This is a genomic window from Paenibacillus sp. (assembly GCF_048976745.1).
GTDB lineage: Bacteria > Bacillota > Bacilli > Paenibacillales > Paenibacillaceae > Paenibacillus.
Genome location: NZ_JBHGUU010000024.1, coordinates 595,775 through 619,910, shown reverse-complemented (window position 1 = coordinate 619,910; position 24,136 = coordinate 595,775). Strand labels below are relative to the sequence as shown.

General features: G+C 38.0%; 25 protein-coding genes. 21 read left to right on the top strand and 4 right to left on the bottom strand.

Annotated elements, in window-relative coordinates; genetic code table 11:
- Positions 1-36 precede the first annotated feature (36 nt).
- From ACE3K2_RS28865 to ACE3K2_RS28785, 17 genes are all read left to right on the top strand, one after another.
- Positions 37-453, top strand: a complete 417-nt coding sequence (locus ACE3K2_RS28865) for a hypothetical protein (protein ID WP_253506615.1) — start codon at positions 37-39, stop codon at positions 451-453.
- 37 nt (positions 454-490) lie between these two features.
- Positions 491-1,177: a hypothetical protein gene (locus tag ACE3K2_RS28860; RefSeq protein WP_338592480.1), complete on the top strand. Its 687-nt coding sequence runs from the start codon at positions 491-493 to the stop codon at positions 1,175-1,177.
- Between the two features lie 112 nt (positions 1,178-1,289).
- Positions 1,290-1,598, top strand: coding sequence for a hypothetical protein (locus ACE3K2_RS28855; protein WP_289391619.1), 309 nt, complete (start codon positions 1,290-1,292; stop codon positions 1,596-1,598).
- 26 nt (positions 1,599-1,624) lie between these two features.
- A complete protein-coding gene (locus ACE3K2_RS28850) occupies positions 1,625-2,014 on the top strand; it encodes a hypothetical protein (protein ID WP_289391620.1) in 390 nt (129 codons plus the stop codon).
- A 533-nt stretch (positions 2,015-2,547) separates the two neighbouring features.
- Positions 2,548-2,952, top strand: a complete 405-nt coding sequence (locus tag ACE3K2_RS28845; protein WP_421898298.1) for a DUF4279 domain-containing protein — start codon at positions 2,548-2,550, stop codon at positions 2,950-2,952.
- Between the two features lie 216 nt (positions 2,953-3,168).
- Positions 3,169-3,618, top strand: a complete 450-nt coding sequence (locus ACE3K2_RS28840) for a hypothetical protein (protein WP_421898295.1) — start codon at positions 3,169-3,171, stop codon at positions 3,616-3,618.
- A gap of 97 nt (positions 3,619-3,715) precedes the next feature.
- Positions 3,716-3,946 (top strand): hypothetical protein, encoded by a 231-nt coding sequence (locus ACE3K2_RS28835; RefSeq protein WP_421898292.1) that lies wholly within the window; start codon positions 3,716-3,718, stop codon positions 3,944-3,946.
- 86 nt (positions 3,947-4,032) lie between these two features.
- The gene (locus tag ACE3K2_RS28830; RefSeq protein WP_421898289.1) at positions 4,033-4,668 is read left to right on the top strand and encodes an AAA family ATPase; all 636 of its coding nucleotides are present in this window, start codon (positions 4,033-4,035) and stop codon (positions 4,666-4,668) included.
- A 110-nt stretch (positions 4,669-4,778) separates the two neighbouring features.
- Positions 4,779-5,153, top strand: coding sequence for a hypothetical protein (locus tag ACE3K2_RS28825; protein WP_421898286.1), 375 nt, complete (start codon positions 4,779-4,781; stop codon positions 5,151-5,153).
- A gap of 110 nt (positions 5,154-5,263) precedes the next feature.
- Positions 5,264-7,069, top strand: coding sequence for a serine hydrolase (locus ACE3K2_RS28820; protein ID WP_421898283.1), 1,806 nt, complete (start codon positions 5,264-5,266; stop codon positions 7,067-7,069).
- Positions 7,070-7,635: 566 nt separating this feature from the next.
- Positions 7,636-8,370, top strand: coding sequence for a hypothetical protein (locus tag ACE3K2_RS28815; RefSeq protein ID WP_421898280.1), 735 nt, complete (start codon positions 7,636-7,638; stop codon positions 8,368-8,370).
- Between the two features lie 151 nt (positions 8,371-8,521).
- The gene (locus ACE3K2_RS28810) at positions 8,522-8,779 is read left to right on the top strand and encodes an ECs_2282 family putative zinc-binding protein (RefSeq protein ID WP_421898277.1); all 258 of its coding nucleotides are present in this window, start codon (positions 8,522-8,524) and stop codon (positions 8,777-8,779) included.
- A gap of 8 nt (positions 8,780-8,787) precedes the next feature.
- Entirely contained in the window at positions 8,788-9,285 is a 498-nt protein-coding gene (locus tag ACE3K2_RS28805; RefSeq protein WP_421898274.1) for a hypothetical protein, read from the top strand.
- A 175-nt stretch (positions 9,286-9,460) separates the two neighbouring features.
- Positions 9,461-10,090: a hypothetical protein gene (locus ACE3K2_RS28800; RefSeq protein WP_421898271.1), complete on the top strand. Its 630-nt coding sequence runs from the start codon at positions 9,461-9,463 to the stop codon at positions 10,088-10,090.
- A 74-nt stretch (positions 10,091-10,164) separates the two neighbouring features.
- Entirely contained in the window at positions 10,165-10,356 is a 192-nt protein-coding gene (locus ACE3K2_RS28795) for a hypothetical protein (RefSeq protein ID WP_421898268.1), read from the top strand.
- Positions 10,334-12,244: a hypothetical protein gene (locus ACE3K2_RS28790; protein ID WP_421898265.1), complete on the top strand. Its 1,911-nt coding sequence runs from the start codon at positions 10,334-10,336 to the stop codon at positions 12,242-12,244. The genes ACE3K2_RS28795 and ACE3K2_RS28790 overlap by 23 nt, the downstream gene beginning before the upstream one ends.
- 664 nt (positions 12,245-12,908) lie before the next feature.
- On the top strand, positions 12,909-14,684 hold the full coding sequence (locus tag ACE3K2_RS28785; RefSeq protein WP_421898262.1) for an ATP-dependent nuclease: 1,776 nt from the start codon (positions 12,909-12,911) through the stop codon (positions 14,682-14,684).
- A 625-nt stretch (positions 14,685-15,309) separates the two neighbouring features.
- Here the strand turns inward: ACE3K2_RS28785 and ACE3K2_RS28780 are convergent.
- Positions 15,310-15,561, bottom strand: a complete 252-nt coding sequence (locus ACE3K2_RS28780; RefSeq protein WP_421898259.1) for a helix-turn-helix domain-containing protein — start codon at positions 15,559-15,561, stop codon at positions 15,310-15,312.
- A 163-nt stretch (positions 15,562-15,724) separates the two neighbouring features.
- Between ACE3K2_RS28780 and ACE3K2_RS28775 the strand changes: the two genes are divergently transcribed.
- The 3 genes from ACE3K2_RS28775 (at position 15,725) to ACE3K2_RS28765 (ending at position 17,040) form a co-directional block, all read left to right on the top strand.
- A complete protein-coding gene (locus ACE3K2_RS28775; protein ID WP_421898256.1) occupies positions 15,725-15,910 on the top strand; it encodes an aspartyl-phosphate phosphatase Spo0E family protein in 186 nt (61 codons plus the stop codon).
- A 36-nt stretch (positions 15,911-15,946) separates the two neighbouring features.
- The gene (locus ACE3K2_RS28770) at positions 15,947-16,249 is read left to right on the top strand and encodes a hypothetical protein (RefSeq protein ID WP_421898253.1); all 303 of its coding nucleotides are present in this window, start codon (positions 15,947-15,949) and stop codon (positions 16,247-16,249) included.
- A 191-nt stretch (positions 16,250-16,440) separates the two neighbouring features.
- Positions 16,441-17,040 carry a hypothetical protein gene (locus ACE3K2_RS28765; RefSeq protein ID WP_421898250.1) on the top strand — a complete coding sequence of 200 codons (600 nt, stop codon included), beginning with the start codon at positions 16,441-16,443 and terminating at the stop codon, positions 17,038-17,040.
- A gap of 102 nt (positions 17,041-17,142) precedes the next feature.
- On the opposite strand, the gene ACE3K2_RS28760 is transcribed toward ACE3K2_RS28765, so the two are convergent.
- The 3 genes from ACE3K2_RS28760 to ACE3K2_RS28750 all read right to left on the bottom strand — a co-directional run bounded on the left by ACE3K2_RS28760 (position 17,143) and on the right by ACE3K2_RS28750 (position 22,786).
- Entirely contained in the window at positions 17,143-18,822 is a 1,680-nt protein-coding gene (locus ACE3K2_RS28760; RefSeq protein ID WP_379377821.1) for an ABC transporter substrate-binding protein, read from the bottom strand.
- A 310-nt stretch (positions 18,823-19,132) separates the two neighbouring features.
- Positions 19,133-20,743 carry a response regulator transcription factor gene (locus ACE3K2_RS28755; RefSeq protein WP_421898247.1) on the bottom strand — a complete coding sequence of 537 codons (1,611 nt, stop codon included), beginning with the start codon at positions 20,741-20,743 and terminating at the stop codon, positions 19,133-19,135.
- Positions 20,744-20,974: 231 nt separating this feature from the next.
- Positions 20,975-22,786: a sensor histidine kinase gene (locus tag ACE3K2_RS28750; protein ID WP_421898244.1), complete on the bottom strand. Its 1,812-nt coding sequence runs from the start codon at positions 22,784-22,786 to the stop codon at positions 20,975-20,977.
- A 486-nt stretch (positions 22,787-23,272) separates the two neighbouring features.
- On the opposite strand from ACE3K2_RS28750, the gene ACE3K2_RS28745 reads away from it, so the two are divergent.
- Positions 23,273-24,130, top strand: a complete 858-nt coding sequence (locus ACE3K2_RS28745) for an ABC transporter permease (protein ID WP_179086446.1) — start codon at positions 23,273-23,275, stop codon at positions 24,128-24,130.
- Positions 24,131-24,136 lie beyond the last annotated feature (6 nt).

The following is a 24,136-nucleotide window of genomic DNA, read 5'->3' as shown; positions in this document are numbered from 1 at the left end:
ATGAAATTCTCGATAATACTTTTTTGGGGAGAACTGATGAAACCATTACAAATTATCAAAATGCCTCCATACTTTAAGATTCTAAATTGTAATATCACCGAGGTTCTAGATGGATTACTAATAGAAGATAATTCTATTTTATTTTTAGACATTTACCATGAAGAAGATCTCGATACCTACTTATCTAAAAATAAAGTATTAAAGTTAGATAATGTGATACAAATAATCGATAACTCAAATAAGATGAGTTTTATACCATATATCAAATCCAAGAAAGATTTATTAGAGCAATATAGGTATCAAGACTGGGACTTTTCTTGTATTGTCTTTGATAAAAATTTAAAGTGTCTTTTCTACATAAGAGGGATAGAGGACGCAGGAGAGAATGGAATTAGAATAAAAGAAATGGAGCCAAATTTATATAATAAATATTTTTTTAATTATCAAGAATAGAAAGTAACTCTTAAGTAGATGAGTAAGGAGGGACATTATGAAGCTTTTTCGTGGAAAAGAAGCCTTAATACAAGGTACTGATCATATAAAACCTTCGATATATACGCCTCTAGGAACAATTGAACTTTCTCTTGCTGTCTCCAGCGAATGTTATCTTCCTACTCACTGTGCTCAGCTCAAACATGGCGGCACACTATACCAGTATTACTACGACTCGTTTGATTGCGAGTTATTGCTCTGTAATCTGAACCATAATCTTTCTTCACCTCAGGAAGTAGACGAATGCTGGGGGGCCGTATTTAGAATCAAACCCAATGCATATCATCAGATAAGCACGTGTAGCTTTTCTGCTTCGTGGAAAGAGGGATACAGCTGGGAAGATCACGGAGCTGACACGGGAGAAAATCTTGAAGCTGTAGAATATGAGAATGAACAATACCGTCTACACATAGGAACTCAAGAAAAACCACTGATAATGCGAAAAAGAAACCAAGGTGATATGATTCCTAAATTTCTTGCTTTAAACTCTGATTTTGAGAAGTATAGTTCTGTCTTACATTCTGATCAAGGCGTTGAAGTACCTATGATACAGATGGATTCCCGCGAGATATGCCAAGTACATTTTTTGATAGCGTGGAAGAGAAAAATAGAAGGGGATATTTCTACTTGGTTAGCTGTAGACCAGCCCACCAAAGAAATCTTAAAGGAAGAAGATATTTGGTAAACGATAAACGAAAATAGTATATAAAGAACAAGAGACACATCCTTGATCAAGTAGTGGGAGAAGTATATATAGGATATTTTTGGTACGTCTAAGGTAGAAGGAGAGAATGGATATGAACAACATAAACTCTCATAATTGTAACCTAAATATAAGATATGACCTGCCTGTTGAGGTATGGGATAAAGTTTCTAAAGTATATGAGAGTATGCCAGGGTGGATTGGTTATAAAAGTGGAATTCCATATTGGTTTGGAACTGAAGAGGATGATGTTTTCATTGAAGCATCCGTTGAGCCTAGTGGATTATCATTTTATGCACAGATGGATAGCGATGTATGGATGTCTTGGATAGAAACATTTAAGTTGGAAGCGACAAAAGTGTTGGGTTTTGATGTTGGTGAACCTGAAGATGGATATGTGTGATGAAAGAAGGAGGATAAAAAGAAAAAGTGATAAATTCTATTAGCATTGATGAACGGAATGGGACCACATTTAATGAAGAGATAGTTATGAACCCTACGTGGGCAGACAGTTTACGTTTTTTGAGAAAACTCGATGGAGATAAATTTACATTAGTTTTTTTTGAGGTATCAGACACAGGTTCAGCATTAGTTGGAGGCGGACCGGAATATTTTGTAGTGTCTATTACAATTGATGAACATATATATACGCTTATGAACGATAAGCAGGGAAATAGTGAATTTTCTCTAGTTATTGGTGGTCAGTTGGGAAATTATTGCGATAACATTTGTATAGAATTAATACCCATGCTTGAAGTACTAAAGTATTTTTATGAAACTGGTAAACTACACGAATCACATCAATGGAAGCAAGAATAATAATTACTGGTCAGTTAGGGTTCTCGGGCTCGTAAACACTAAATGTTATGTGCAATTGTATTAAAAGAGTTGGAGTAGGAGAGTTCAGTGGTGAAGAGGAAATTCAAAAGTCATTTTTTTTATATTGTTCTACTGTCAGTTCCATTTGTAGTATTAGAGATTTTACTTTTACTAAAATATCCTAACACCGGATTAGGCAGGATTATAAGCTTGCCCATGACCTTTTTGGTGAATGGTATGATTATTCTGATCTTATCTAGTTTAGTTTATTATTTGCTTAGATACACCAGATTTAGAGTTGTCGGGCGAGTTATTCTAGGATTAACGATATGTTTAACTCTTATCGTAACAGTATGGTTGTATCCGCAGGATTCATCCAAACATATTTCAAAAACTATAGTAGAAGATATCAAGAGTTTATGGAGTAAATGAGGAATTCGCTTGGTATATATTTTCTGATTAATTATTATTTCTAAAAAATCCATACATCAATTCTTAAAGAGGTGAAACTCCTGAAAGACAAAACCGAAGTGATGGCTTATTTTAGTTTGTTTGGAGATGAATTCGATCCGAATCATGTAACTTCAATACTTAGAATCGAACCTACCAATACGGCTTACAAAGGCGACATAATTAACAAAAAGCATCGAATAAAAGAAACATCATGGACATTAGGTACGGATTATGAAGAATCATTAGATGTGAATCACCAATTAATAAAAGTAGTCGATATGTTAAGAAACAAAGCAAAAGAGATCAATTCGATTCGGATTGAACATCAATTAAGAATAAAATTTTTCATTGTAATAAGAATAGAAGAGGGGAAAACGCCTGCTCTTTATTTCGATTCTGATTTTATTGAATTTGTTAATATGATTCATGCTGAAATTGATGTTGATTTGTATGCAAATCCATATAATGATGAAAAATTGGAATAAGAAATAAAGAAATAATTAATACCTTACCTTCAGCTAAGTATAAAGTAAGAGTATTCATATATTATAAGAGCTTTAAAGAGTACCCAAACGATCAGCATTCTATTGATTTTACGATTCGAAATAGCCCAACTGTTCCACCATATTGTAATTCAGATGACTTGGAACATAATCTATGTGATTTTGTAATAGGAAAATAAATTTAAAGGAGTTCCTGAATTGAAAAATCCAAAGCTTTCGATGATTTTAATATTTCTTTTAACAATACTCGCCCTAAGTGGTTGTAGTTCAAGCGGTGTGAAGACGGATGAAATTGTTGAGGACGGGTTGAACATAAACTCGATATCAATTGGACTTGGAGGGAGCGAGGAAGATGAAGGTATAACAGTCGTAAGATATCATTTTAATCTATGGAATAGAACCAATAAATCAATAATCCTAAAAACAGTTGAACCGATCTTAAGTAAGGATATTCAGGAGCGATTAATTGATAGAGACATTAAATTGGACATAAATGAGAAAGTTGATGGTAATAGCTCGGAAGAACTGACAGGTACTTTTAAATTAGATACTAAAGGGCTTGATAAAGAAGGAATAATCCAGTTAAACATTAATGTTAAAGAATTTAATATAGCAATTGAACAAGTCGTAGGAATAAACGAACCTTAAGGCTCATCAATATCGGATAACAAAGTGTTAATGATATGTGGCAGGTATCCTTTTTGCTGGAAATAGTGGTGTTTTCTTTAAAGGAGGATCTTAAATAATGAGAAAACGACATTCTATTGAAAAAGCGGAGTGGTCAGAAACAAGAGAGACCCATTATCGCAAAGACTGCAAGGATATGGTGTTTTCATTTGGCGATAGACTCATTGAAGTGGATGGCACGGTTTATTTGAAACGAAAAGAAGTCGAGATTAAGGTAATAAAACCTCTTAAACGAAAAACATTCTGGTATGAAACTTGGCTAAAGATCAAAGAAATCTACAGTACATAGTCTAATGAAATTCAACATGATCGCCTAAGAGCCATTGAAGGTTGCTTAATCATTTTATGAGTCATATCAGGAGGTAATATATTTCAATGACGATAATTTGTCTCGAAGGTGCCAGTTCTGTAGGTAAAAGTACGACTTGTCAGCAGTTCGCTACACAATATGATGCATTTATTGTTCCAGAAACAGGGCTTCTTTTTGAATCTCCTCAACTTGACGGTAAGGAACTTATGATGTGGTTGCTGGAGAGACAAATCGAAAGATGGCATATAGCAGCTGAGAAAAATCAACAACATGAGTATGTCATTTTGGATGGCGATGTATTTAAGATTTGGTACAGCTGGATATATGGTTATGAGCACCTATCTTTAAATGAAACAGCGAACTTTTTTAGAGAGAAGTTATTGAAGAATGAAATATCATTACCGGATGCTTATGTACTATTCTGGGCTGAAGAAGATGAGCTGCGCAAGCGAAAGGAGATGGATCAGACAAGATCCAGAAGAAATTTTGATAAACATCTGCGCATGATTGAACCTCAAATGAGATACTTCCATTATCTTAATGAACTGGTACCAGGATATGTAGGAATTCATAAAGCAGAGACTGTAGCAGATAATATATATCATATCGTAAAGCATAGCGAGACATTACCTGACATAAAAAAACGAGAGATCGAAATCTTTGATAGAGTAATTGATTTTTACAAGAGTACTACTCCTTAAAACTGAGTGTGGCTTTTGATATCAGATCTCAAAGCTACTCTAGCTGTGTCTTGGATAACTGAACAAATATTGCATACAGAGAAAAAGAAATATGCGATGCGAGGTGAGTTATGGGCGTAAGAAAAAAATATAAACGTAAAATCGTTCGATCCAATCGATTATTTTATTGGTATGTTGAACCGGATATAGACGATGAAGGGATAATCAAATTACATATCGTTTCTGAGGATAAGAAGTTAATCGTCACTTATGAAGTGGGACAACACAGTATTAAGAACAAGCCCCCATTTATAGTCATCATCGGAGAAGAATTTGAAGGCTGGACAACAGAATATATAGGATACAGAAGAGTACTAACACCGAAATGGAGCGATGAGATCATCACGCCAAAATTAATAGGTGAGATTATTGATTGGTGCATCTTGAAAGACAAAGAGATAACCATCGTGAATTGGAAAGGTGAACTTCTTCGACCTATCTCCTGAATAGAGTGAATTGTAGTTGAAAAAAACTTAGATTCGTGTGGACTCTTTTGAAAACGCATACTCAAAAAAAAGAGATGTAATTAACATTTAATATAAAAGGAGAGAAGCTAATGCAAATGAATCGTGGATATCACACGGTTAACAAAGTAATCGCTTGTGTTCTGTCATTCATATTTATCATTATGGCAATAGCGGTACCTGCCCACGCTGAAGAGAAACAGGTGGAGACTACACCATCCAGAATTCCTTTATCCAAGTTAGAGGAAACGATTGATGCTTATGTTGCCTCGTATGAGAAGTACAACGCTGCCGTTTCGGTTGTGGCTATCAAAGACGGTGAAACCATGGTAAATAAGGCATATGGTTACGCAGATATTGAGAATCAGCGAAAGGCAGATACCTCTACAGTTTTTGAATGGGCTTCCATCTCTAAACTGTTGGTCTATACGAGTGTGATGCAGCTTGTCGAACAAGGAAAGCTTGATTTGGAGACGGATATCCAAGAATATCTGCCAGAGGGATTTTTCAAAAAGCTGCAATACGATGATCCGATTACGTTAATGAATCTGATGCATCACAATGCGGGTTGGGAAGATCAAACAGCGGCCGAGGTGTTTTATTACTCCGAGAATGAAACGTTAGAATTAGGAGAAACATTGCGTAAAAATGAACCGAAACAGATATACAAACCGAATAGCATAGTGGGTTATTCGAACTACGGCGTTGGTCTAGCTGGTTACATCGTGGAAGAGATAAGTGGTCAACCTTTTTATGAATATGTCGATCAACATATTTTCGAACCGCTTCATATGAACGACACTTCAATTCATCCAACGGGGCAAGATCATCCAGACCTAGCACAAAGAAGAAATGAGATTGAAGGGTACACAAAAGATTTAAAACTGATCCCTGAGAACAGAGTATACGTAACGTTTTATCCTACAGGGGCAGCGATTGGGACAGCAGAAGATTTAGGCAAATTCCTTGCAGCGTTGATGCCTGTAGATGATAGGAATGTATTATTTAAGAACAGGGATACGTTGAACGAGATGTTGTCGACAAGTCTCTATTATGATGGGACTTCTACTCCGCGATTTTCACATGGGTTCGTTGAGATGGAATACTGGGTGCCTACACTGATGCACGAGGGGAATTTGAAAGGATTCTCCAGCAAAGTTGTCTTTGATCCAGTATCTAAATTTGGGATGGTCGTCATGACAAACCAGTCTTTTGAAGAGATTTATTATTATGGACTTATTAAAGAAATTTTCGGTGATAACGTCAATTCTAATAGAATTACTTCGGAGGGGGGAGGATATTTTCAATCCGCACGACGGGCAGCATCTAGATTTACTAATTTATTTACAGCCCTTGATATAAAGAAATTCACAAAAGCTGAGTTAAGTAGTTCTTATAACGTTGTCGAGCATAATGGTGTTGTTGATAAAATTTCCTTTACTCCTTACATTGATTACTTGCCTGTATCGAATGTAAAGGTAAACTTGATTAAGATATCTCTTATTCCGGTTGCACTAGCCATCATTTTCAGTTTAATTGCTTTGATCGGCTATTTAATCCTGATGCTTATTAACAAACTACGTAAACGAGGAAATCCTACCACCAATTTTAATAAATATCATCTTGCAATTAACTTTGCAGGTGTGGCACTCCTTCTTAATCTTTTCATCATACAGAAGAAGATTAGTTTTCCAAATTATCCTGGTTATTCTTCGTTACGGATCAATTTAATGTTTAATCTACTTTATGTGGTTCTAGCAGTGGCGTATCTTGGCTTGCTTATTTACAAACTGCGGAAGAGCAGTTACAGCAAAAAGCAAAAGGTTATGTACATCATGTCTGGCATCTCGGCTTTCATATTGGCTGCTTTTATTGTGGGATGGAATTTGTATGTTTAGAAGATTAAACGCTGAATATAGATATTGAAAGCATTGCAATGGCTCGCGGATGACTTCTATATATAAATGATATTAAGTGAGGTAATTAAAAGGAGCAAAAGCAGCAGTTCCTTATCGGGGACTGCTGTCTTTGTGTTAGTGCGCCCTTTTGGCAGCTTGTGCCTCGGCATATTGAAGAGGATCAAGATCATCCTATATTCCCGGGCCATGCCCTGAGACACTCTTTTGTCACTCATTTACTGGAAAACGGGTCAGATCTACGATATATTAAGTAGTTACTCGGTCATACGAGCGCGCGAACAGCTCAGCGATATATGGCATGATAGTACTAAAAATATTCAACGTATCAAAACCCACTGGATTGTATGGACATGTGGGATTGAGCATCTCGATAATTCCCCCTTTTTCACCAAATTTTTCTTCGCAAATATATCCGCATAGGTTATCATATACGTAGTTCAGATATCGTCAGGATGTGTGGTATTTACGAAATACATAGATTAGATGTTATACGAAACTCTAAAATCACATAAGATAACACAATTACAAATTAAAGGATGAGATTAATGGATAAAAAACAAGAAAAACTGCTTCAAAAAATATGGGTTGCTATTCTTTTTTCACCTTTAATCGTTGGATTGATTGTCTCTATAAAGGTAGTAAATATTACGACATCCAATGATTGGATCGGATTTTATGGCACTATTATTGGTGGATTAATAACTTACTTTAGTATTTATATGAGCATGAAAGGTGTTAGAGGTCAATTATCGGCTCAAAAGGAAGCGAATGATCTAACAAAGTCTCAACTTGAAAATGAAAAAATTAAGATAGAAGAAGAGCGAAGACTGAGCATTAGACCTTATATCAATGAATTCGCTGGAGATGCTAAGGGTGCGATTAAGTACTTAGCTGTTATGTTTCATGATTATCAATTAGAAGAGCATACTTATCATGATGATATAATACTAAATATTAAAAATATTGGTCTAGGCCCAATCATTTCTTTAAAAGTTATAGGATTGAAGAGTTTTCAAGCTGAATTGTTAACACCTTTCCATGAAGAAACTAAGTCTTTAGAGAAAGATGGAACAATGGAAATAACAATTAGCTATATGCATAGTGAACCCTTTTTGAGTTACAAACAGCAACTCATTCTAGAGTACTATGATATTTTAGATAATTTGTATACTCAATCTATTACGTTTACAGCCTTAAAAAAGGATGGGAAATTAGAAAAAGCAATTATAGAGAATATTTCAAAACAAAAACTAATTAACGATGAGAACCAGACCAATTGACATACTACAACAAATAGAGCTTCGTATAACATAATATTCACGCTGCGGGCATACGCCCTTGGTCCGACATGCGTCGGACACCCAGCATACGCTGGATCGTGAATACAGGAACGTTACATGAAATCATTGCAAAAGAGGAGAAGATGTATAAATGGACAATTTAGAAAAGAATATTAAAATGATTTGTAGAACTTGCGGAAATGATCAATTCTCAATTCTAAATGAATGTATTTATGATTTACAGAACGCACCAAATGAAACAAAAATAAAATGTTCGGACTGTGGTCTAATCACAACAAAAGAAGATTTCATGGAAGATAATGCTCATGTTATCGCTGCGAATTTTGAAGACTTGAAGAAAGAAGCAATAAAGAAATTAGAGAAGGAATTAAAAAAAAAAATTAAGTGAGGAGAACTATGACTATAACTGTTTTATTGAATCAACTTAAAGACGTCTTTACCGAACTTGTAAAATATGGATTTCCCACGGTAGCGATTATTTTATCTCTACTATCATTCAAAGATTCTAGAAAAGCCAATAAAGTTCGAGATAGACTAAATGAGTTAGAAGAACAGCTAAAGCAATTTGCTTTAGAGGAGAAAGAAAAAGAACGTATGGATGAAACTAAGGCATCAATAGAAGCTCGTATAATAAATATATCTAAAGGAAAATATAAACTAAAAATTTGGAATTCGGGTAAAGCTACAGCGTATAATGTTAATCTTGAATTTCCAGACGAGTCTAAAGGTATAATTTATACAGACAAGGTTCCATTTGAATTTTTAGAAGCTGGTAAAAATTTCGAGGAACAGGTTCTGGTTCATAGTGGTACTCCAAGAAAATTTACAATTAAAACTATCTGGGAAGATAACAAGGGAATAAATCATTCAAAAGAACTCATTCTTACTATATAACTCTAAGTAAATATAAGTTTCCAAAAGAGTTGCGGATAGCTTATAATTCGGGGAAGTAGGAGCGCATATGGATGCACCTACGAAGCTAACTCCTGTCGAACCGGTTGCATTGCGATCTTAAGTCTCTCGGCGTCGTGAATATGTTAGTTACCCGAAAGTCAAATGGAGGGATATAATGAGATCAAGTTTTATTTCTGAACGTAGTGCTGAATACATATTAATACCTCAATTCTCCGAACAGTTGTTACTTCTTAGTAAGAAAATAATTCCTATTTACCATTGGGTTTCTAGAGAAGGTTCGAATCTCTCTAAAGAATCGTTGAAAAATAAACCAATTAAGTTAGTTGCTTTTTTTGCTCGAAGACCCAAAGTAAGCTTTATTGATTCAGAGCAAATTGAGGTGAAATTTAATAGCGAATTATTTGATAAAACTGAATATTTGACTAAGCACGGAATAACGGTTTTTAGTGGGGTGCCGTTAGTTACAAAACTAGACGATGTAAGATTAGGAGCGAATTGTAAATGGTTTAATTTACAATCTACGGCCATTAAGAGTGATGAGTATGTTCTAATAGATAAAAGTGGAAAAGTTCTGGATGAAAGAACAAAAAATATTAGAGAAGTTACTTCTAATGGTATAGTTGAGATCATTAATAACAAATCTGCTCAACTTGCTTGGACCACAGCAGTGGATATTATAAGGAACATGAATCAAAATTTGACTAACAACAAAAGATGGTTCTTTGCTGGAGGATATAAACCGGTATATTTTATAGTAGACTGTTCGGAGCATTGTCGACAATAGGGGTAACAATGTATTCACGCATTTTTCAAGAGGAGTTATTTCCGATATTAAATTGATTTAGGAGAGTAGCATAAATGGATATATTTAATATTGTCGCTGGCATCTGTTCAATTGTTGGATTAGCAGTTTCAATATTTGCTGCAAGCAAATTAGTAATAATTAATCGTAAAATTAGCTCTCAAAAAAATCAAATTCTTAATAATAAAATGAGAGACAATAACATTATTAGTGGAGGAGATATTAATGGAAAGCAACATAAAAAATAATAAGATGAGAGATAACAATATATTAATTAATAACCTAAATATAAGTGTAGTTGAAAATTATAATGATGGCGAAGAAGATGAGGGATTTATTAGTACTAAAATTATGAAATTAAAAGAGAAATTTGTTAATACTACTCAATTTTTTGAGGCGGTGAGAATTCTCACTTTAGAAAAATCAAATCCTATAATCTTGGTAGGGCGTTCAGGAATAGGGAAAACTGATACATCTTATATGATTGCTAATCATCTCAAGGAACATGAACAATACAAGATTCGTGTTATTTCACCTTCCAATAATGATTATGAGAGAGATTTCAAAGCATTGGCTGAGAAAAATAACGAAATAAAAGAAGTATTAATTTTTGATGATTTTTTAGGGAGTACGAAGTTAATTGAATCGACTAAGTATTTCGTGAATTTAGAAAGATTTTTAAAGGATATTGAATACTATTCAAATATAAAAATAATATTCAATAGTAGAAATACAATTTTACAAGATATAAAAGTTCAGAATGTAAGCATTAAAAAAATTATTGATCATAAATGTACTCTAATAGATCTTGAAAAATGGGGAAATAATCAAGAGGAAATTTTGAAAAATAAATTTGCTATGTTTAAAAAATATTGCGTGATAAGTGATATTTTCATTAAAATTACTGACGAATTGAAAAAAAATGATTCAGTGAAGATTCTTCAGATGCTCCTCGAGCATATTAATTTTACACCTCTCATCATTTTGCGTTCTTCTGAAGAATGTAAAGCCGAAGCTCCCTTAGATTATTTAAGTGTATTTATTAAGAATTTGAATAACCCTGAAGATATATGGTACAAGGAATACCAAGCATTAGATGAATATTCCCAAAGATATTTAAAAGTACTTTACTCTTTATCAGATAATTTTGTTAAACAGAAAGAAGTTGACAAGTGTTATGAGAATTATATGAAGAGAAATGGCTTTTGTCTTAAATATTCAGTGGAGGAAATTCAAGAACGTATCGAATATTTAGTGAATTCTGATAACAAATACTTGAATTTTGTACACCCTTCATTAAAAGAATACATATGTAAGAGAATCACACGAGCTGATAAAGATGAACTTGTATCTGGAGCTATATACTTTGAGCAAATTGAGAGAATTGATAACGAAAAAATAAACGATTTTTTGATCTTGAAGGACGATAATACATTACCCGATATTTTTAAACTGGAGGTATTACCGTTTCATTACGATGGGATTTATATGGGTGATATTACTAATAGTAAGGTTATGGAGTATTTGAAAAATGTGTACAAATACAAGATTCAAGATAAAAAGAGTGAACCAATTGTTATCGCAGTCATGCAAGAAGTGTTAAAATATGGGCCTTCTTTATTTTTTCACCGTCCATATGATCTTTTGAATGTCTTATACTTAAATTATGATTTTAATGTCATATTTGAAAATGAAGAATTTGTTAGAGTGATGTATGATTATGCATCAGAAGAAAATTTATGGAGATTATTGGAGCTTACTGTTGAAAAAGATAGTAGAGGCATAAATTTTGTAGATTTAACTGATTTGGTACAAGAAAAAGTTATATCTGCGCTATGTGATGTTGGTAACAATACTTTAGAAATCTGGATAGAAGAAAATGCAGAAAAATACATTGAAGAAATAGTTGAATTCTATGGTTATGATGAATTTGATACGGAAGACATAGCCTGTCAAGTTTTTGATGATTTAGTAGGAGATTATGATAACGAACTATCCAAAGATAGTATTAATGATGTTCTAAAGAAGATTGAATTATACAATATTGATATCGATCAATTCAATGACTTCTACCCTAATGATTATGTGAATGATTTCATAGAAAAAAAAGTTGTTGAACATCTCGACTCTTTGTGATTTTTGTTATTTAGCGTTTTTATTGATCAAAAGAGTAACGTTTTCAGATGTTGATAAGAATGTAGCAATGAAATTCTGCAATGGTTTTTGAGAGAATATTTAGTTAACCATCATAGTGAGTTCAGTTCAGATTGATCACATAGAACGGAGCTAGTATATCGAAATATGGTATTGCGACTCTACATCAGCCTTAGACACTGAATAAACACTTTGGAATATGCTAACGAATTATATTTTCTATTCTGATCTGGAACGTCTGTTATGATTTGAGTTTTTTTATTCTTTCAACATGTATGAAAGAAGCGATCAAACCTTCCTGAAAAGTACTGACAACCAGAGGTAAAGCACAGGAAATCGTTTAGAAAATAAACACTGAGCAAGTTTTGGCTTACTTGCATATACTACGAATGTTTAATCTTAAAAGCTCATTAGGCAGTTCCTATGTTTTTAAACAAAGAGTGTTAGAGTCATACTTAACTTCACATAAAGTATAGTGTGACTAACCTGAGTTTGAAGGCAAACCACACAGTTCAAAAAGTTAGAAAAAACTTATCATACAGACAAGAATTTTTGAGAATAGTAATAGAATCTTCTTGAAAATATAAATTTTATGGTCACGTTTAAAAATATGAAATCAAACTAGAAATAAAGGGGGCATATTAAAATGAAAATAGTATGGGCTCAGATTAAAAACTTTAGATCAATTAAAGATTCCGGAAGAATTTATTTCAATCCGAATCTAACAATTCTTGCTGGGAAAAATGAATCAGGAAAATCCAATATTTTGAAAGCTTTAGACTGTTTCTCGAACAATAAATTTGATAAAGAAAGTGACTATCCAATAGATTACATCAATGAATATCCTGAAGTTATTGTTCGATTTGAATTGGATGAAAGTGAACTTCAGGACGTTTTAGACACGTTCGAAATAAACAAAAACGATAATAATGGTGTAATTGTAACCCGATCTGCGGAATCAGAGGAAATTATTCATATAGAAGTTTTTAACAAAGCTATAGAAGATATAACTGTGGAAATTGGTATAAATTTGGATCAGATTGATATAGAACTCAATACAAATTACAAAGCTAGTATTAATGTGATAACTATTCCAAATATAATAGATGTAATTGAGGAGACAGGATTTTATTTTTCTTCTGTTAAGGATGCCTTAACCAGTGAAACAAATAATAAAGTCGAGAAAATTATTCAAAATATGGAGAATTACATAGACTATCTAAGTGGAATATTTGATTATGCTCATAATGAGAGTTTTAAAGTACTCATCCCCAATTTTGTTTACTTTAGTTCCTTCGAAGATATTATTCCTAACTCAATTTCAAGCAATGATGAAGTAACTCCTATAGTAAATAGGTTTTTTAAAGTAGTAGATCAAGATCCGACAATTTTATTTAATGAATCCAGTCCTCAAAGAAGAAGACTTTTAACTGATAGAATCTCGGCAGGAGTCTCTGGTGACTTTATGGGCTATTATTCTCAGGACAATGTCTCCCTCAAAATTAATTTGGACGGGGAGGAACTAAATTTTTTTGTGTATGGAACAGACACTCAGAAACCTTTTCAGCCAAGACAGAGGAGTCAAGGTTTACAATGGTTTCTATCATTTTATTTAACGTTACAAGCAGAAATGAAAACAAGTAGCATTTTACTAATAGATGAACCAGGATTATATTTGCATGCTGCTGCACAGGAGGATTTATTAAGTATGCTTAATGATCTTTCTGCTAACAGTCCAATTATTATTTCTACGCATAGTCATTGGTTAATGGACCCTAATAGGCTTGAGAGAATTAGATTAGTATTAAAAGATAAAGATCATACTTTTGTAGAGAATAAGATTCATAAAGGTGCTGATAATTACACCATGAAGCCTATACTTTCTGCAATTGGACTGGGGTTAAACAACGACATCAGTAGTTTTGGGAAAAAGGTGGTTCTTGTTGAAGGTTATTCGGATTATTATTACCTTGAGGCGATGCGGTATTACTTTATTGAGATATTGGGAATTAAATTAAACGATTTTAGAATATATCCATGCATAGGATCGGCGCAAATATTAAATGTACTTACTTTTATTATTGATTCTGATACTGAGTATTTTATTCTGTTGGATAATGATAAAGCGGGAAAACAAATCGAAAAAAAATTGGTTATTGACTGTGGTATAGACAATAACAAGATACTATTTACTCCTTCAAAAAATAAGAGCATTTCGACAATCGAAGATATGTTTTCAGAGAAAGATTTTTGCGAAGTTATTCTTGAATCCCTAGAGAAGAGTAAATTTGATAAAGTATTGGTTTCAAAACGATTTAATGAGCGTATACACATGGGTGAAATAAAAGTATTATCTGACGAATCAGTCGAAAATTTCAAGATAATTTTAGATGTTGTTGGCGCTAAGCATATTTATAATTAGATATTGAGTTCATATCAAAGCAATCTTTATAAGAAAAGGGTGGAGGATATCCACCCTACATTTTTATCAATTTATCATTTACAAGATCATAGTAATAATCCACACCAGAGTACTTGGCTAAATGTATCAACCAAAAGTAACCATATGGTCAGGTAAATATTCATATGCCCGAACACATTTCTACCATCGCTTTCTCCAGCCTCTAAAAATGAAGATAGTACTTCTGTGCATCTTTTTTATCTTGTTGTTTACCAAGTTGATTTCTTAAATTACACTAATTGTTACCTTTGGTTATTTCCCAATATAAGATTATCTGTTTAGCGAAACGTCCTTGTTTAAAGCACTACTCATAATAACTTAAAGTAGTATAATAGCCTAGGGACGATTGTAATTATTCCTATATGGTAGTTTGCTGGCAAGTTTACTTCATATCATTCGATGTGTCATTCCCAAAAGAAGGAGACTGGCTACTTGTCGGGGAGTAGTTATTGCGCCACCTTATACATATTTTTTGGATTTACAACTGCTCTGACAGATGTTGAGGGAACTGGTGAATAAAAATGAATTTCAGAAGTATAGAGGAAATGATTAAAGAAATGAAATACGCTGTGATGTAACGTATTTTTTAATCATTTTCTTCCCCAAGCAAATACCCCACAGAAACCTCCAAAGCCTTTGCAATTACCACTACTTCGTAATCCTGAACAAGACGATATTGCCCCTCCAATCGTGAGAGACTCGTTTGACTGATATCCAAGCCCAGTGTTTGTAGTCTGGCGAGGAATTCTCTTTGTTTGATTCCTTTGCTTTTACGGATAGCTACGACTCGGGAGCCGATTATATTTTTGTCTCCAGGTGGTTCTTGTCTATGTTTCATTATGTACACCTCTCATTTCAACCAAATTGTATGAGAAATAATGGTTGTTTTAATGCGGATATCGAATTAAAATAAAATAAACCGATAATCGCATTAAAAAGACTGCTCACGTCTAGCATTAACAAGACATGGCGCAGTTTAGACCCATCAGAGAGGTGGAAGTATGAGCCGGTTGCTTGACTTATTGGAAGAGGAACGGCGCAAGCTTAATCAGCTTGGTGAGGCATCCTTGAAGCAAGCGATTCCGTTATGGGACAATCCGGAGGTTCAGGAACAGAGCCGGAGGGTGGATGAACTGGTGGCACAAGTTAGTGAAATGAAGGCGAGACATAACCGAGTTGTACGATGATGAACGAGGTACATAATGCGTAGGGGAGGAGAAACAATGAATTTTCCACCGTGGTTGCAACGAGCGTTTGAGGCAAGGCTAGATGAGGTATCTGCTCGGATCGAACATGATCCTGAACTGAGTCGAGTACGTGGGGGAATAGACGAAGCGTTTGAAGTTTTGTTCGCAGGTAAAGATGTCGAGCAAACACCTGAATATGCTGAGTGGGAGAATCGTTATATTGTCAGCAAAGGCATAGAAAATGAGCGGTTGTATATGCAGGGACTACGAGATGGCATTCAGCTCACAGTATCCTTGCTGGGTCAGTCGATGCCAGAGGAGACCGATACTGAGGCTTGATCGACTAATGCGAACCCATAAGTCAGGGGAAGCTGCCTAGATCTTAACTTAAAAACTGGAGCGGAAGCGTGAATCTAGCGCTTCCGCTCCAGTTTTAATGCTCCACTTTTCCAAATTCTAAATTAAGGAAAGGAAGGCGTTAATGATGTGTTAAGCTTAAACAAACAAAGGCAGAAGTGAGGTATGGTTATATGAAAAAAAAATCTAAATACTTAATCCTGCTTTTTATGTTTATTTTGATTGTGTTTATTCTGCTTTTTTTGAATACGAACAAAAATGAAGCCAATGAGCCAGTGGTTAATGGCAATATCATTCACGTCAAGAACTTTGATCTGGATGCCAAATCAACGAATTTAAAGACAATGACACAAGGATCGATATTCGTTGAGGGTAATAAGGAGCATACTGATCATATCAAAATAGTAGCACATGTAGAGATTGACCCCGCTGACTGGGGTGGTGTTGCATTTTATATCCCTGATCAATGGAGTGTCTCCAGCATCACCAGCAGTTATCCTGAACATCAATCGAAGTTAAAGCCTGCTGAGCATGTATCCACCTGGATGAATTCTTCTGATGACTCTTCATGGCGCACGATGATTGAAATTGGGAGAGAACGAAATTACATAGCAAATGGCGGAGGTAGTGGAACGATTGTGATCGAATTAAGCCCAGATCAAAAGGGGATGTCTCCCTCTGAGTTATTGAAAATTGGTATTGAGGTCGGATCAGAAGAGAAAGATGGGAAAAGAGTCATGGGTACGGATTCTGTTGAAGTTCCTGTATTTTAAAGTGCTGGGTAACTAGATATAAAAAACAAGCCGAAGCGATGGCAATGCACGCTTCGGCTTGTTTTTATTCTTTTATTTTGATCCGTGTTAATTCATCAATTCTTACTTCGCACTCACAGACTTAAACCAATCATTCACTTCTTGCGTGATCTGATCACCGCCATTGGATTTCCAGTTGGCGACGAATTGGTCAAAGGCATCAATTGGCAGATTGCCGTAGATGATTTTGTTGAAGGTTTCCATCTCGGACTGGCGGAGCAGGTTCCATTTGGATACCATGGTTGGTGTTGCAGCGCCAGTGAAATAGTTTTGTTTACGGACGTCGATCTGGGACATAACGACTTTACCTGCATACCAGTTTTCCGGTTTACGGAATTCGGCCATTTGTTTCTCGTACGGTGTTTCAGGCTTCTCGCCGTTGGCCAGCTTCACGAGTGTTTTCATGTACAGATCCGGGATACGTGCCGGGCCGGTCAGGAAAGGGAATTCGTTGGAGAAGTCTTTGATCTTCTCTTTGTCACTGGTCGGTTGTCCGTCAATGATATCCCAGTCGTAACCTTTGGCGAAGCCGTATTCATACTCACTGCCCGCTTTCGGGTTCGCAAGGTTATCCAGCAGGTAGTTGTAGTACAGGAAGATGGCTTCTGGATGCTTGGCATCCTTGTTGATCATGATACTTGCGTTGACACCAGAGTTCTGCCACTTCGTACCGATCTTGCCGTCTGGGCCAGCTGGAACAGGGTAAGCTTTATATTTAGATCCAGGTACGTTCTTCAGCAGGTCAGGTGCAGGCCAGTCTGGTACCCAGTTTGCGCCAGGCAGAATGCCTGCTTTGCCAGCTGTCCAGCTTTCAGCGGATTTGCCTTCGTCCCACAGAGCGGAGTCAGCGTGGATATAACCTTTATCCATCCATTCAGCCAGCTTGGCAAGGGCTTGTTTGGCACCCGGGTTAACGGAGCCGTACTCGAGATTGCCGTTCGCGTCTTTGTTCCATTGCTCCTCGATTGTGCCGTATGCACCGAACAACCAGTCGAGCTGACCCATCCAGGTGTTGGTGTTATTTTTCAGCGAGATTGCCAGCGGGAATACTTTGTCTGGAGACAGACCGTCCGGGTTCTCGTTTTTGAATTTGTCCATGATGTTCTCAAGGTCTGCGATGGTTTTCGGAGCTTCCAGGTTCAGCTTCTCCATCCAGTCCTCGCGGAGCCAAAGCAGCGTATCGTCGTTATCGGTGTACTCCATGATCGGCATGTTGTATTTCTTGCCGTCCTTGGTGAACGGATACCACAGCTCTGGATGTGCTGCTGCGTGATCTTTCAGGGTCTGACTCGCGTACTTGTCGAACAACTCATCGATGGCGATAAATTGACCGGAGTCAATCAGTTGATTGGTCAGTACCGCATTGGTGGGTACGGTGACGAAATCAGGGAGCTTCTCGCCAGAGGCGATAGCCAGTTGCAGCTTTTGTCTGTATTGATCGTCATTGGCCGGATACCAAGTATCTTTATGCTTCATACCAAGCGTTTCGAGCATCCAGCGATCGTGCACGTTATTTTCTTTGGTATCTCCTTGCACGTATTTCTTCGGCATTAATACCGAACTGAACTCGATGGGTGGGTCATATTTTCCTTTGGCAAAAGCAGCTTCTGCTTCCGCTGAGCCGACAGTTCCCGGCGTATTATCAGTACCATTGTCACTGGCTGTCTCGCCACTGCCGCACGCAGTGATCGTGATGAGCGCGATAACCATGAGCAGTGACGACCATGTTTTGAATTTGATCATTGTTCAATCCCCCTACGGTGTATGATCTTTACAATGTAACTGTACCAATTTGGGCGGGAGGGCATCTATATGAGTTTGTTAGTTTCCATAGGACTCTATTAGTGAATGTTCAAATGAATGTGCAAATGAAGTTCAAAAAATTCGCTTTTCAGTACCGAGAAGATGGGATAAAGCTAGAAATGGAGTAGCGGAGCGTAGGCAAACTACGTGAGCAACGGACATTTCGGCTGAATTCCATATTCGATGCTGATGATGCCGTTAGGCATCCTTCGTAATCAAAAGCGGACTTTTTTGAACAACCTCTAAGATGTTATTTATGCTGGTCTCTGTACTCCTGCGGCGTAACGCCGAATTGACGCTTGAACACTTTGATAAAATAAGCCGGGTCCATATAGCCAATCTCCATGCTGATTTCATATACTTTTTTGGTGGTCGTCACCAGCTTGTGACAGGCCCGATCCATGCGCAGGCGCGAGATATAATCACTGATACCTTCGCCCGTCTCGATCTTATAGATCTTGGACAGGTGGGTGGGGTGCAGGTTCACATGATCTGCAAGCACACGCAAAGATACATCCAGATGCAGGTTCTTATCTGTAAATTCCTGAATCTTCTTCACATACTCGGAACGAATGTCCTTGATCTCGTTGGACGTGCCTTCCTTGAGTTTGCCAAGCACGCTGAGCGACCATTTCCGAAGTTTGCTGATGGTAGCGAAAACCTCCCCACTTTGCAAATCCTCGACATCATTTCCCATTAAAGTGGTCAGAGTCAGCTTGTTCCGATGGGCGATGTTGGTGAACGATGCTGTAATGAGAAAACCTGCCTCCATGCAGTGCTCCCAGGATTCGGACCATTTCTCATCCAGCTCCGCGCAGACCGCGAGGATTTTCTCTTCGGCGGCATCCCACTGTCCGCTTTCCAACAGACTAATGAACGTTGGTGGAGTATACAGCACATCGAGTGGACCTTGCGCCGCAGGTGTCTCCACATCGCTGACACGCATGACAAATTCGCGTTCATCTCCAACAATCTGCCGGAAATAGGCGGAAGCTTGACGGAAACGATCGTAAAGCTGATCCGGAAAGGTGAACCACTCGGTGATAACGATGGAGAGGGAGCCTTTCAGAAATTGTTTTACTTTGGATTGAAGCTGAATCGATAGCTTCTCCAGCATGGTTTCTTTCCCAATATCGCCTTTCCGTTCTTTCAACTGAAGCAAAAACACCAGATATCCGTGCTCCTCCTTGACGCCCCACACTTCCATAAATTCACCCATAATCTCTTCCGCCATGTTGATGATCGCATATTCGATCAGGGTCTGATCATTGCTGTCATAGTGTCCGAATTCTTCTTCCAGCCGTACCAGCATTAACGCGGCATCCCCAGTATGAAAGGGGAGATTGTAATTAGCGAGCTTCCGATCCCATTCCGCAGCGGCGATTCGTTGTCCCTGCAAAGCCCCTAGGAGCAGTCGTCCCCGCAAATGGGGAAGATTCTCTCGCAACGTAAACTGCGTTCGTGTCAGTGAACTGACAAGTTCCCATTCGTTTTTCAATTGATCGATGGCTTTCTGCACGGCACCCATTAATTCATCGTCAGTCGGGGGCTTGAGCAGATAGTCTACAGCTTCGAACTGGATGGCTTTTTTGGCGTAATCAAATTCGGAATATCCGGATAACAGAATACATTTTATTTTTTTGTCCCGTATGCGGATGCGTTCGATCAGTTCAATACCTGTCATTTCAGGCATCTGAATGTCCGAGATCACGATATCGATGGGGTGCGTGTCGATCATTTGTAGTGCTTCGTGTGCTGAGTATGCTTTGTGCACATGTTCAATCCCCAGCGTGTGCCAGGGCTTGGTCATGGACAGGTTATCGACCCAGTGTGCTTCATCGTCTACGATCATCATTTGCATGTTTGTATTGTCTCCTTGGTGGTTGAACGCAGACCTCTGTACACCTGCCACTCCGATGACAGAATAACCTTCCGATCGCTGTTATCCCCAGATTTATTGATTGAATTTTAAAATGTGTAAATCTGGTGATAAAGGCGAACGCTTTGCTTCTTCAGGTTTTTTCTGTCCTCTGCGTTCACGTGTAAATGGTTCGTTCAAAATCAAATAGTCAACTTATCGTTCGGATCTATATCAATTCGTATCGGTATTACCTTTATCGGAATCTGTATCCTCTTTTGGTATCTCCCAGATGATTTCGGTTCGGAATCCGCCTAGTGGGGATGGGCCGAATAGGAGGTAGGAATGGCTTCCGAATGTGTGCATGATTCGTTGATTCGTATTCCAAAGGCCGCAGCCCATTTCTTCTTGTAAAGGTTCTTGCATCTTCAAGTTTAGCGCTTCGTACTGTTCCGAGCTTAGGCCCGGCCCATCGTCGTCGATGTATATTCTGCCAAAACCATTCTTGCGCTCCCCGGTAATTCGAATTTCCCCGGAAGAATAGGACTTCGCCACACCATGTATGACGGAATTCTCAACCATCGGTTGAAGCATTAATCGCGGCACCGATTGGGCAAGCATGTCCTCAGGAATGTCGATATGATATTCAATTCGGCCATTGCGCAGCTTTTGAATATCCAGATAGTTGATGAGCAGCTTGATCTCTTCCTGAAGCGATGATGTCTCCTTTTCCATACGGGTGGTGTAGCGATAATACGCACTTAGGTTATGCGCCATGGAGACCACGGCTTGCTCGTCCTTCATCTGGGCCATGTTGATGATATAGCCTAGACAATTATATAGGAAATGCGGATTGATCTGTGCTTGTAATTGCTTGAGCGTGGCTTCCCTGGCTCTAATCTTCTCATGGAACACATTTTCGATCAGATCCTGAATCTGATGGGACATATCGTTGAATCGGCGGAACAGGAATGAGAACTCATTCTGGTTTTTGCTATGCAGTCGGACAGAATAATCGCCCTGCTCTACACGGCGTAAACCTTTGATCAGCTGTTTGATCGGATATTGCACATTCCGGTACAGCAGGATGGAAGCCGAGATGCCCACCACGAGTAGCAAAATCATACTAGTGTAGAACAGATTCTGACTGAGCGAGATGGGTTTCAAAATCTGATACAGTGGGATCACATCAACCAGATGCCAATCCAGATAGGTTGACTTCACAGAGCTAACCAGATATTTCTTCCCGTTCAGTTCGACCACGTCCTGTGTGGTATCTTCGGGAGAATGCATATCCAGATACTGAATAAGTTCTGCGGATAATTGCTTGTCCGCGCTGCGATTTAGAATGGGCGAATTTCCTTTGTGATATAAGAAAGGATCGCCTTGTCCGCCCGCCTTATACGTATCCAGCATATTCTGAATGTTCTCATAGCTGAAGCTGGCTTCAATCACCAGATTACTTCCGGTGAGCATCCCCGGTTGGGCAAGGGAGTCCGTATAGAACCAATAGAAGGATTTCATCTCATCCTGTGATTCCGCACTTTGATCCCCGTAGGTCCATTGTCCGCTCATATTTTTCTTCAAGTACGCCTCATCATATCCTGTAGTTCGGTTGTAGTTCGCGATGACATCCTTATTCTGCTGTGAATGCACCGCATATCGGGTAGGCCATATATCGGTAACGCCCGTCTGAAGTGTCATCTTCTCCTGAATCACATATCGGGTCTGCATCCGGTCATATCGATCATCCCACATGTTCAGGCCGTTGAAGGCTCTGACATTCGGATCTCGGGAGAGAATCAGGCTGAAATCCATCATCTGATTGATGCGGGAATCGATCTGACTGGACAGAAACGTGAGCTGTTTCGTGTTGGAGATCTGCAGTTCTTTGCTGACGACATCATAGGTGACGTTATTCGAGTAGGTGTACATGATCAGAATGGGGATGAATAAGACCACAATTAACAAGTTTATTTTGGCAAACAGACTGAATCGGGATCGGGTCTTAACTTGAAAAGGCATGAAACGCTTCCATATATGCATAAAAAGTCTCCTTCTAATTCGTGTTCAGATATATAGGTTAAACTGTTCATTTACACAGCAACGGAGAGGACAGAAATAACGTGAAAAAGCGAAGCGTTCGCCTAAAAGCTTTCTGAAAGAAAGCTGCATCGGAAGCATACGCTATCACCGGATTTTCCCCTTAAAAAAGGGATCAGAAAAATCTGGGGATAACAGCGATTGGAAGGTTATTCTGTCATCGGAGTGTCCGTGTGAATCGTCATTAGTTCAACTTATAGATTCCTAACAAAATACTATCAAGCCTAACAATGTTATATAGCAGACCTCAGAATGGCTTGATACTATTTATATCAGAGAACCCCATCACACACAAAAACTTTTTTTGGGAACAGGAGCAGTGCTATGGAGGCTAAATTGGAGGGTAAGCGGGTCCCGCAGGCAAACGTTGGGAACAAGCTGGAACAAAAGAGAAAAAAACGCTATAAACAGCCATGGATTCTGCACTTCATGGTGTTGCCGGCGGCCATTATGGTCTTTATATTTTCATACATTCCGATGTCCGGGATTTTGATGGCATTTCAGGATTATAAACCTGCACTGGGATTTTTCAATTCCGAATGGGTAGGACTGAAGCACTTCAGATACATGTGGGAAAATGATTATTTCCTGCAAATTACGTGGAACACGCTATTTTTTGCCTGTACGAAGATTGTCATGAATCTGATCATTCCGTTTGTCTTTGCCTTATTGCTCAACGAGGTACGGAAGATGGCGCTGAAAAGAACGATTCAAACACTCGTGTATCTACCACACTTTCTGTCTTGGGTAACGTTATCCGGTATCCTAATCGACATTCTGGCTCAGACGGGTATTGTCAATCAGTTCCTGGTTTCGGTATTCGGTATCAAGCCGATCTTCTTCCTGGGGGATGGGAGCTGGTTCCGATTCACGATTATTGCGAGTGATGTCTGGAAAGAGTTTGGTTTCAACACCATCATCTTCCTCGCGGCACTGTCCGGCATTAACCCGGCACTGTATGAAGCGGCTGAAGTGGATGGGGCGGGACGCTGGAAGCAAACGATGTATATTACCATCCCGGCACTTATTCCGATCGGGATCGTCATCGCAACCCTGGCACTGGGGAATGTGCTTAACGCCAACTTTGACCAGATCTTTAACTTATACAGCCCGTTGATTTACCAACAAGGAGATATTATCGATACGTTTGTGTATAGAGAAGGTCTGCTTAGTGGGCAGTTCAGTTTCGCTACCGCTGTGAATCTGTTCAAATCGGTCATCAGTCTGATCCTGATTGTAATCTCGTACCGACTGGCTTACCGATTCGCCGGATACCGAATTTTCTAGAAAGGA

Bases quoted from the DNA above. Each gene is read 5' to 3' on its own strand.
- ACE3K2_RS28810 (WP_421898277.1), top strand. From the start codon at position 8,522: ATGGACAATTTAGAAAAGAATATTAAAATGATTTGTAGAACTTGCGGA.
- ACE3K2_RS28745 (WP_179086446.1), top strand. From the start codon at position 23,273: ATGGTGTTGCCGGCGGCCATTATGGTCTTTATATTTTCATACATTCCG.
- ACE3K2_RS28820 (WP_421898283.1), top strand. From the start codon at position 5,264: ATGCAAATGAATCGTGGATATCACACGGTTAACAAAGTAATCGCTTGT.
- ACE3K2_RS28795 (WP_421898268.1), top strand. From the start codon at position 10,165: ATGGATATATTTAATATTGTCGCTGGCATCTGTTCAATTGTTGGATTA.
- ACE3K2_RS28755 (WP_421898247.1), bottom strand. From the start codon at position 20,743: ATGCAAATGATGATCGTAGACGATGAAGCACACTGGGTCGATAACCTG.
- ACE3K2_RS28750 (WP_421898244.1), bottom strand. From the start codon at position 22,786: ATGCATATATGGAAGCGTTTCATGCCTTTTCAAGTTAAGACCCGATCC.
- ACE3K2_RS28835 (WP_421898292.1), top strand. From the start codon at position 3,716: ATGAGAAAACGACATTCTATTGAAAAAGCGGAGTGGTCAGAAACAAGA.
- ACE3K2_RS28865 (WP_253506615.1), top strand. From the start codon at position 37: ATGAAACCATTACAAATTATCAAAATGCCTCCATACTTTAAGATTCTA.
- ACE3K2_RS28845 (WP_421898298.1), top strand. From the start codon at position 2,548: ATGGCTTATTTTAGTTTGTTTGGAGATGAATTCGATCCGAATCATGTA.
- ACE3K2_RS28825 (WP_421898286.1), top strand. From the start codon at position 4,779: ATGGGCGTAAGAAAAAAATATAAACGTAAAATCGTTCGATCCAATCGA.
- ACE3K2_RS28785 (WP_421898262.1), top strand. From the start codon at position 12,909: ATGAAAATAGTATGGGCTCAGATTAAAAACTTTAGATCAATTAAAGAT.
- ACE3K2_RS28760 (WP_379377821.1), bottom strand. From the start codon at position 18,822: ATGATCAAATTCAAAACATGGTCGTCACTGCTCATGGTTATCGCGCTC.
- ACE3K2_RS28770 (WP_421898253.1), top strand. From the start codon at position 15,947: ATGAATTTTCCACCGTGGTTGCAACGAGCGTTTGAGGCAAGGCTAGAT.
- ACE3K2_RS28805 (WP_421898274.1), top strand. From the start codon at position 8,788: ATGACTATAACTGTTTTATTGAATCAACTTAAAGACGTCTTTACCGAA.
- ACE3K2_RS28780 (WP_421898259.1), bottom strand. From the start codon at position 15,561: ATGAAACATAGACAAGAACCACCTGGAGACAAAAATATAATCGGCTCC.
- ACE3K2_RS28765 (WP_421898250.1), top strand. From the start codon at position 16,441: ATGAAAAAAAAATCTAAATACTTAATCCTGCTTTTTATGTTTATTTTG.
- ACE3K2_RS28860 (WP_338592480.1), top strand. From the start codon at position 491: ATGAAGCTTTTTCGTGGAAAAGAAGCCTTAATACAAGGTACTGATCAT.
- ACE3K2_RS28775 (WP_421898256.1), top strand. From the start codon at position 15,725: ATGAGCCGGTTGCTTGACTTATTGGAAGAGGAACGGCGCAAGCTTAAT.
- ACE3K2_RS28790 (WP_421898265.1), top strand. From the start codon at position 10,334: ATGGAAAGCAACATAAAAAATAATAAGATGAGAGATAACAATATATTA.
- ACE3K2_RS28855 (WP_289391619.1), top strand. From the start codon at position 1,290: ATGAACAACATAAACTCTCATAATTGTAACCTAAATATAAGATATGAC.
- ACE3K2_RS28800 (WP_421898271.1), top strand. From the start codon at position 9,461: ATGAGATCAAGTTTTATTTCTGAACGTAGTGCTGAATACATATTAATA.
- ACE3K2_RS28830 (WP_421898289.1), top strand. From the start codon at position 4,033: ATGACGATAATTTGTCTCGAAGGTGCCAGTTCTGTAGGTAAAAGTACG.
- ACE3K2_RS28815 (WP_421898280.1), top strand. From the start codon at position 7,636: ATGGATAAAAAACAAGAAAAACTGCTTCAAAAAATATGGGTTGCTATT.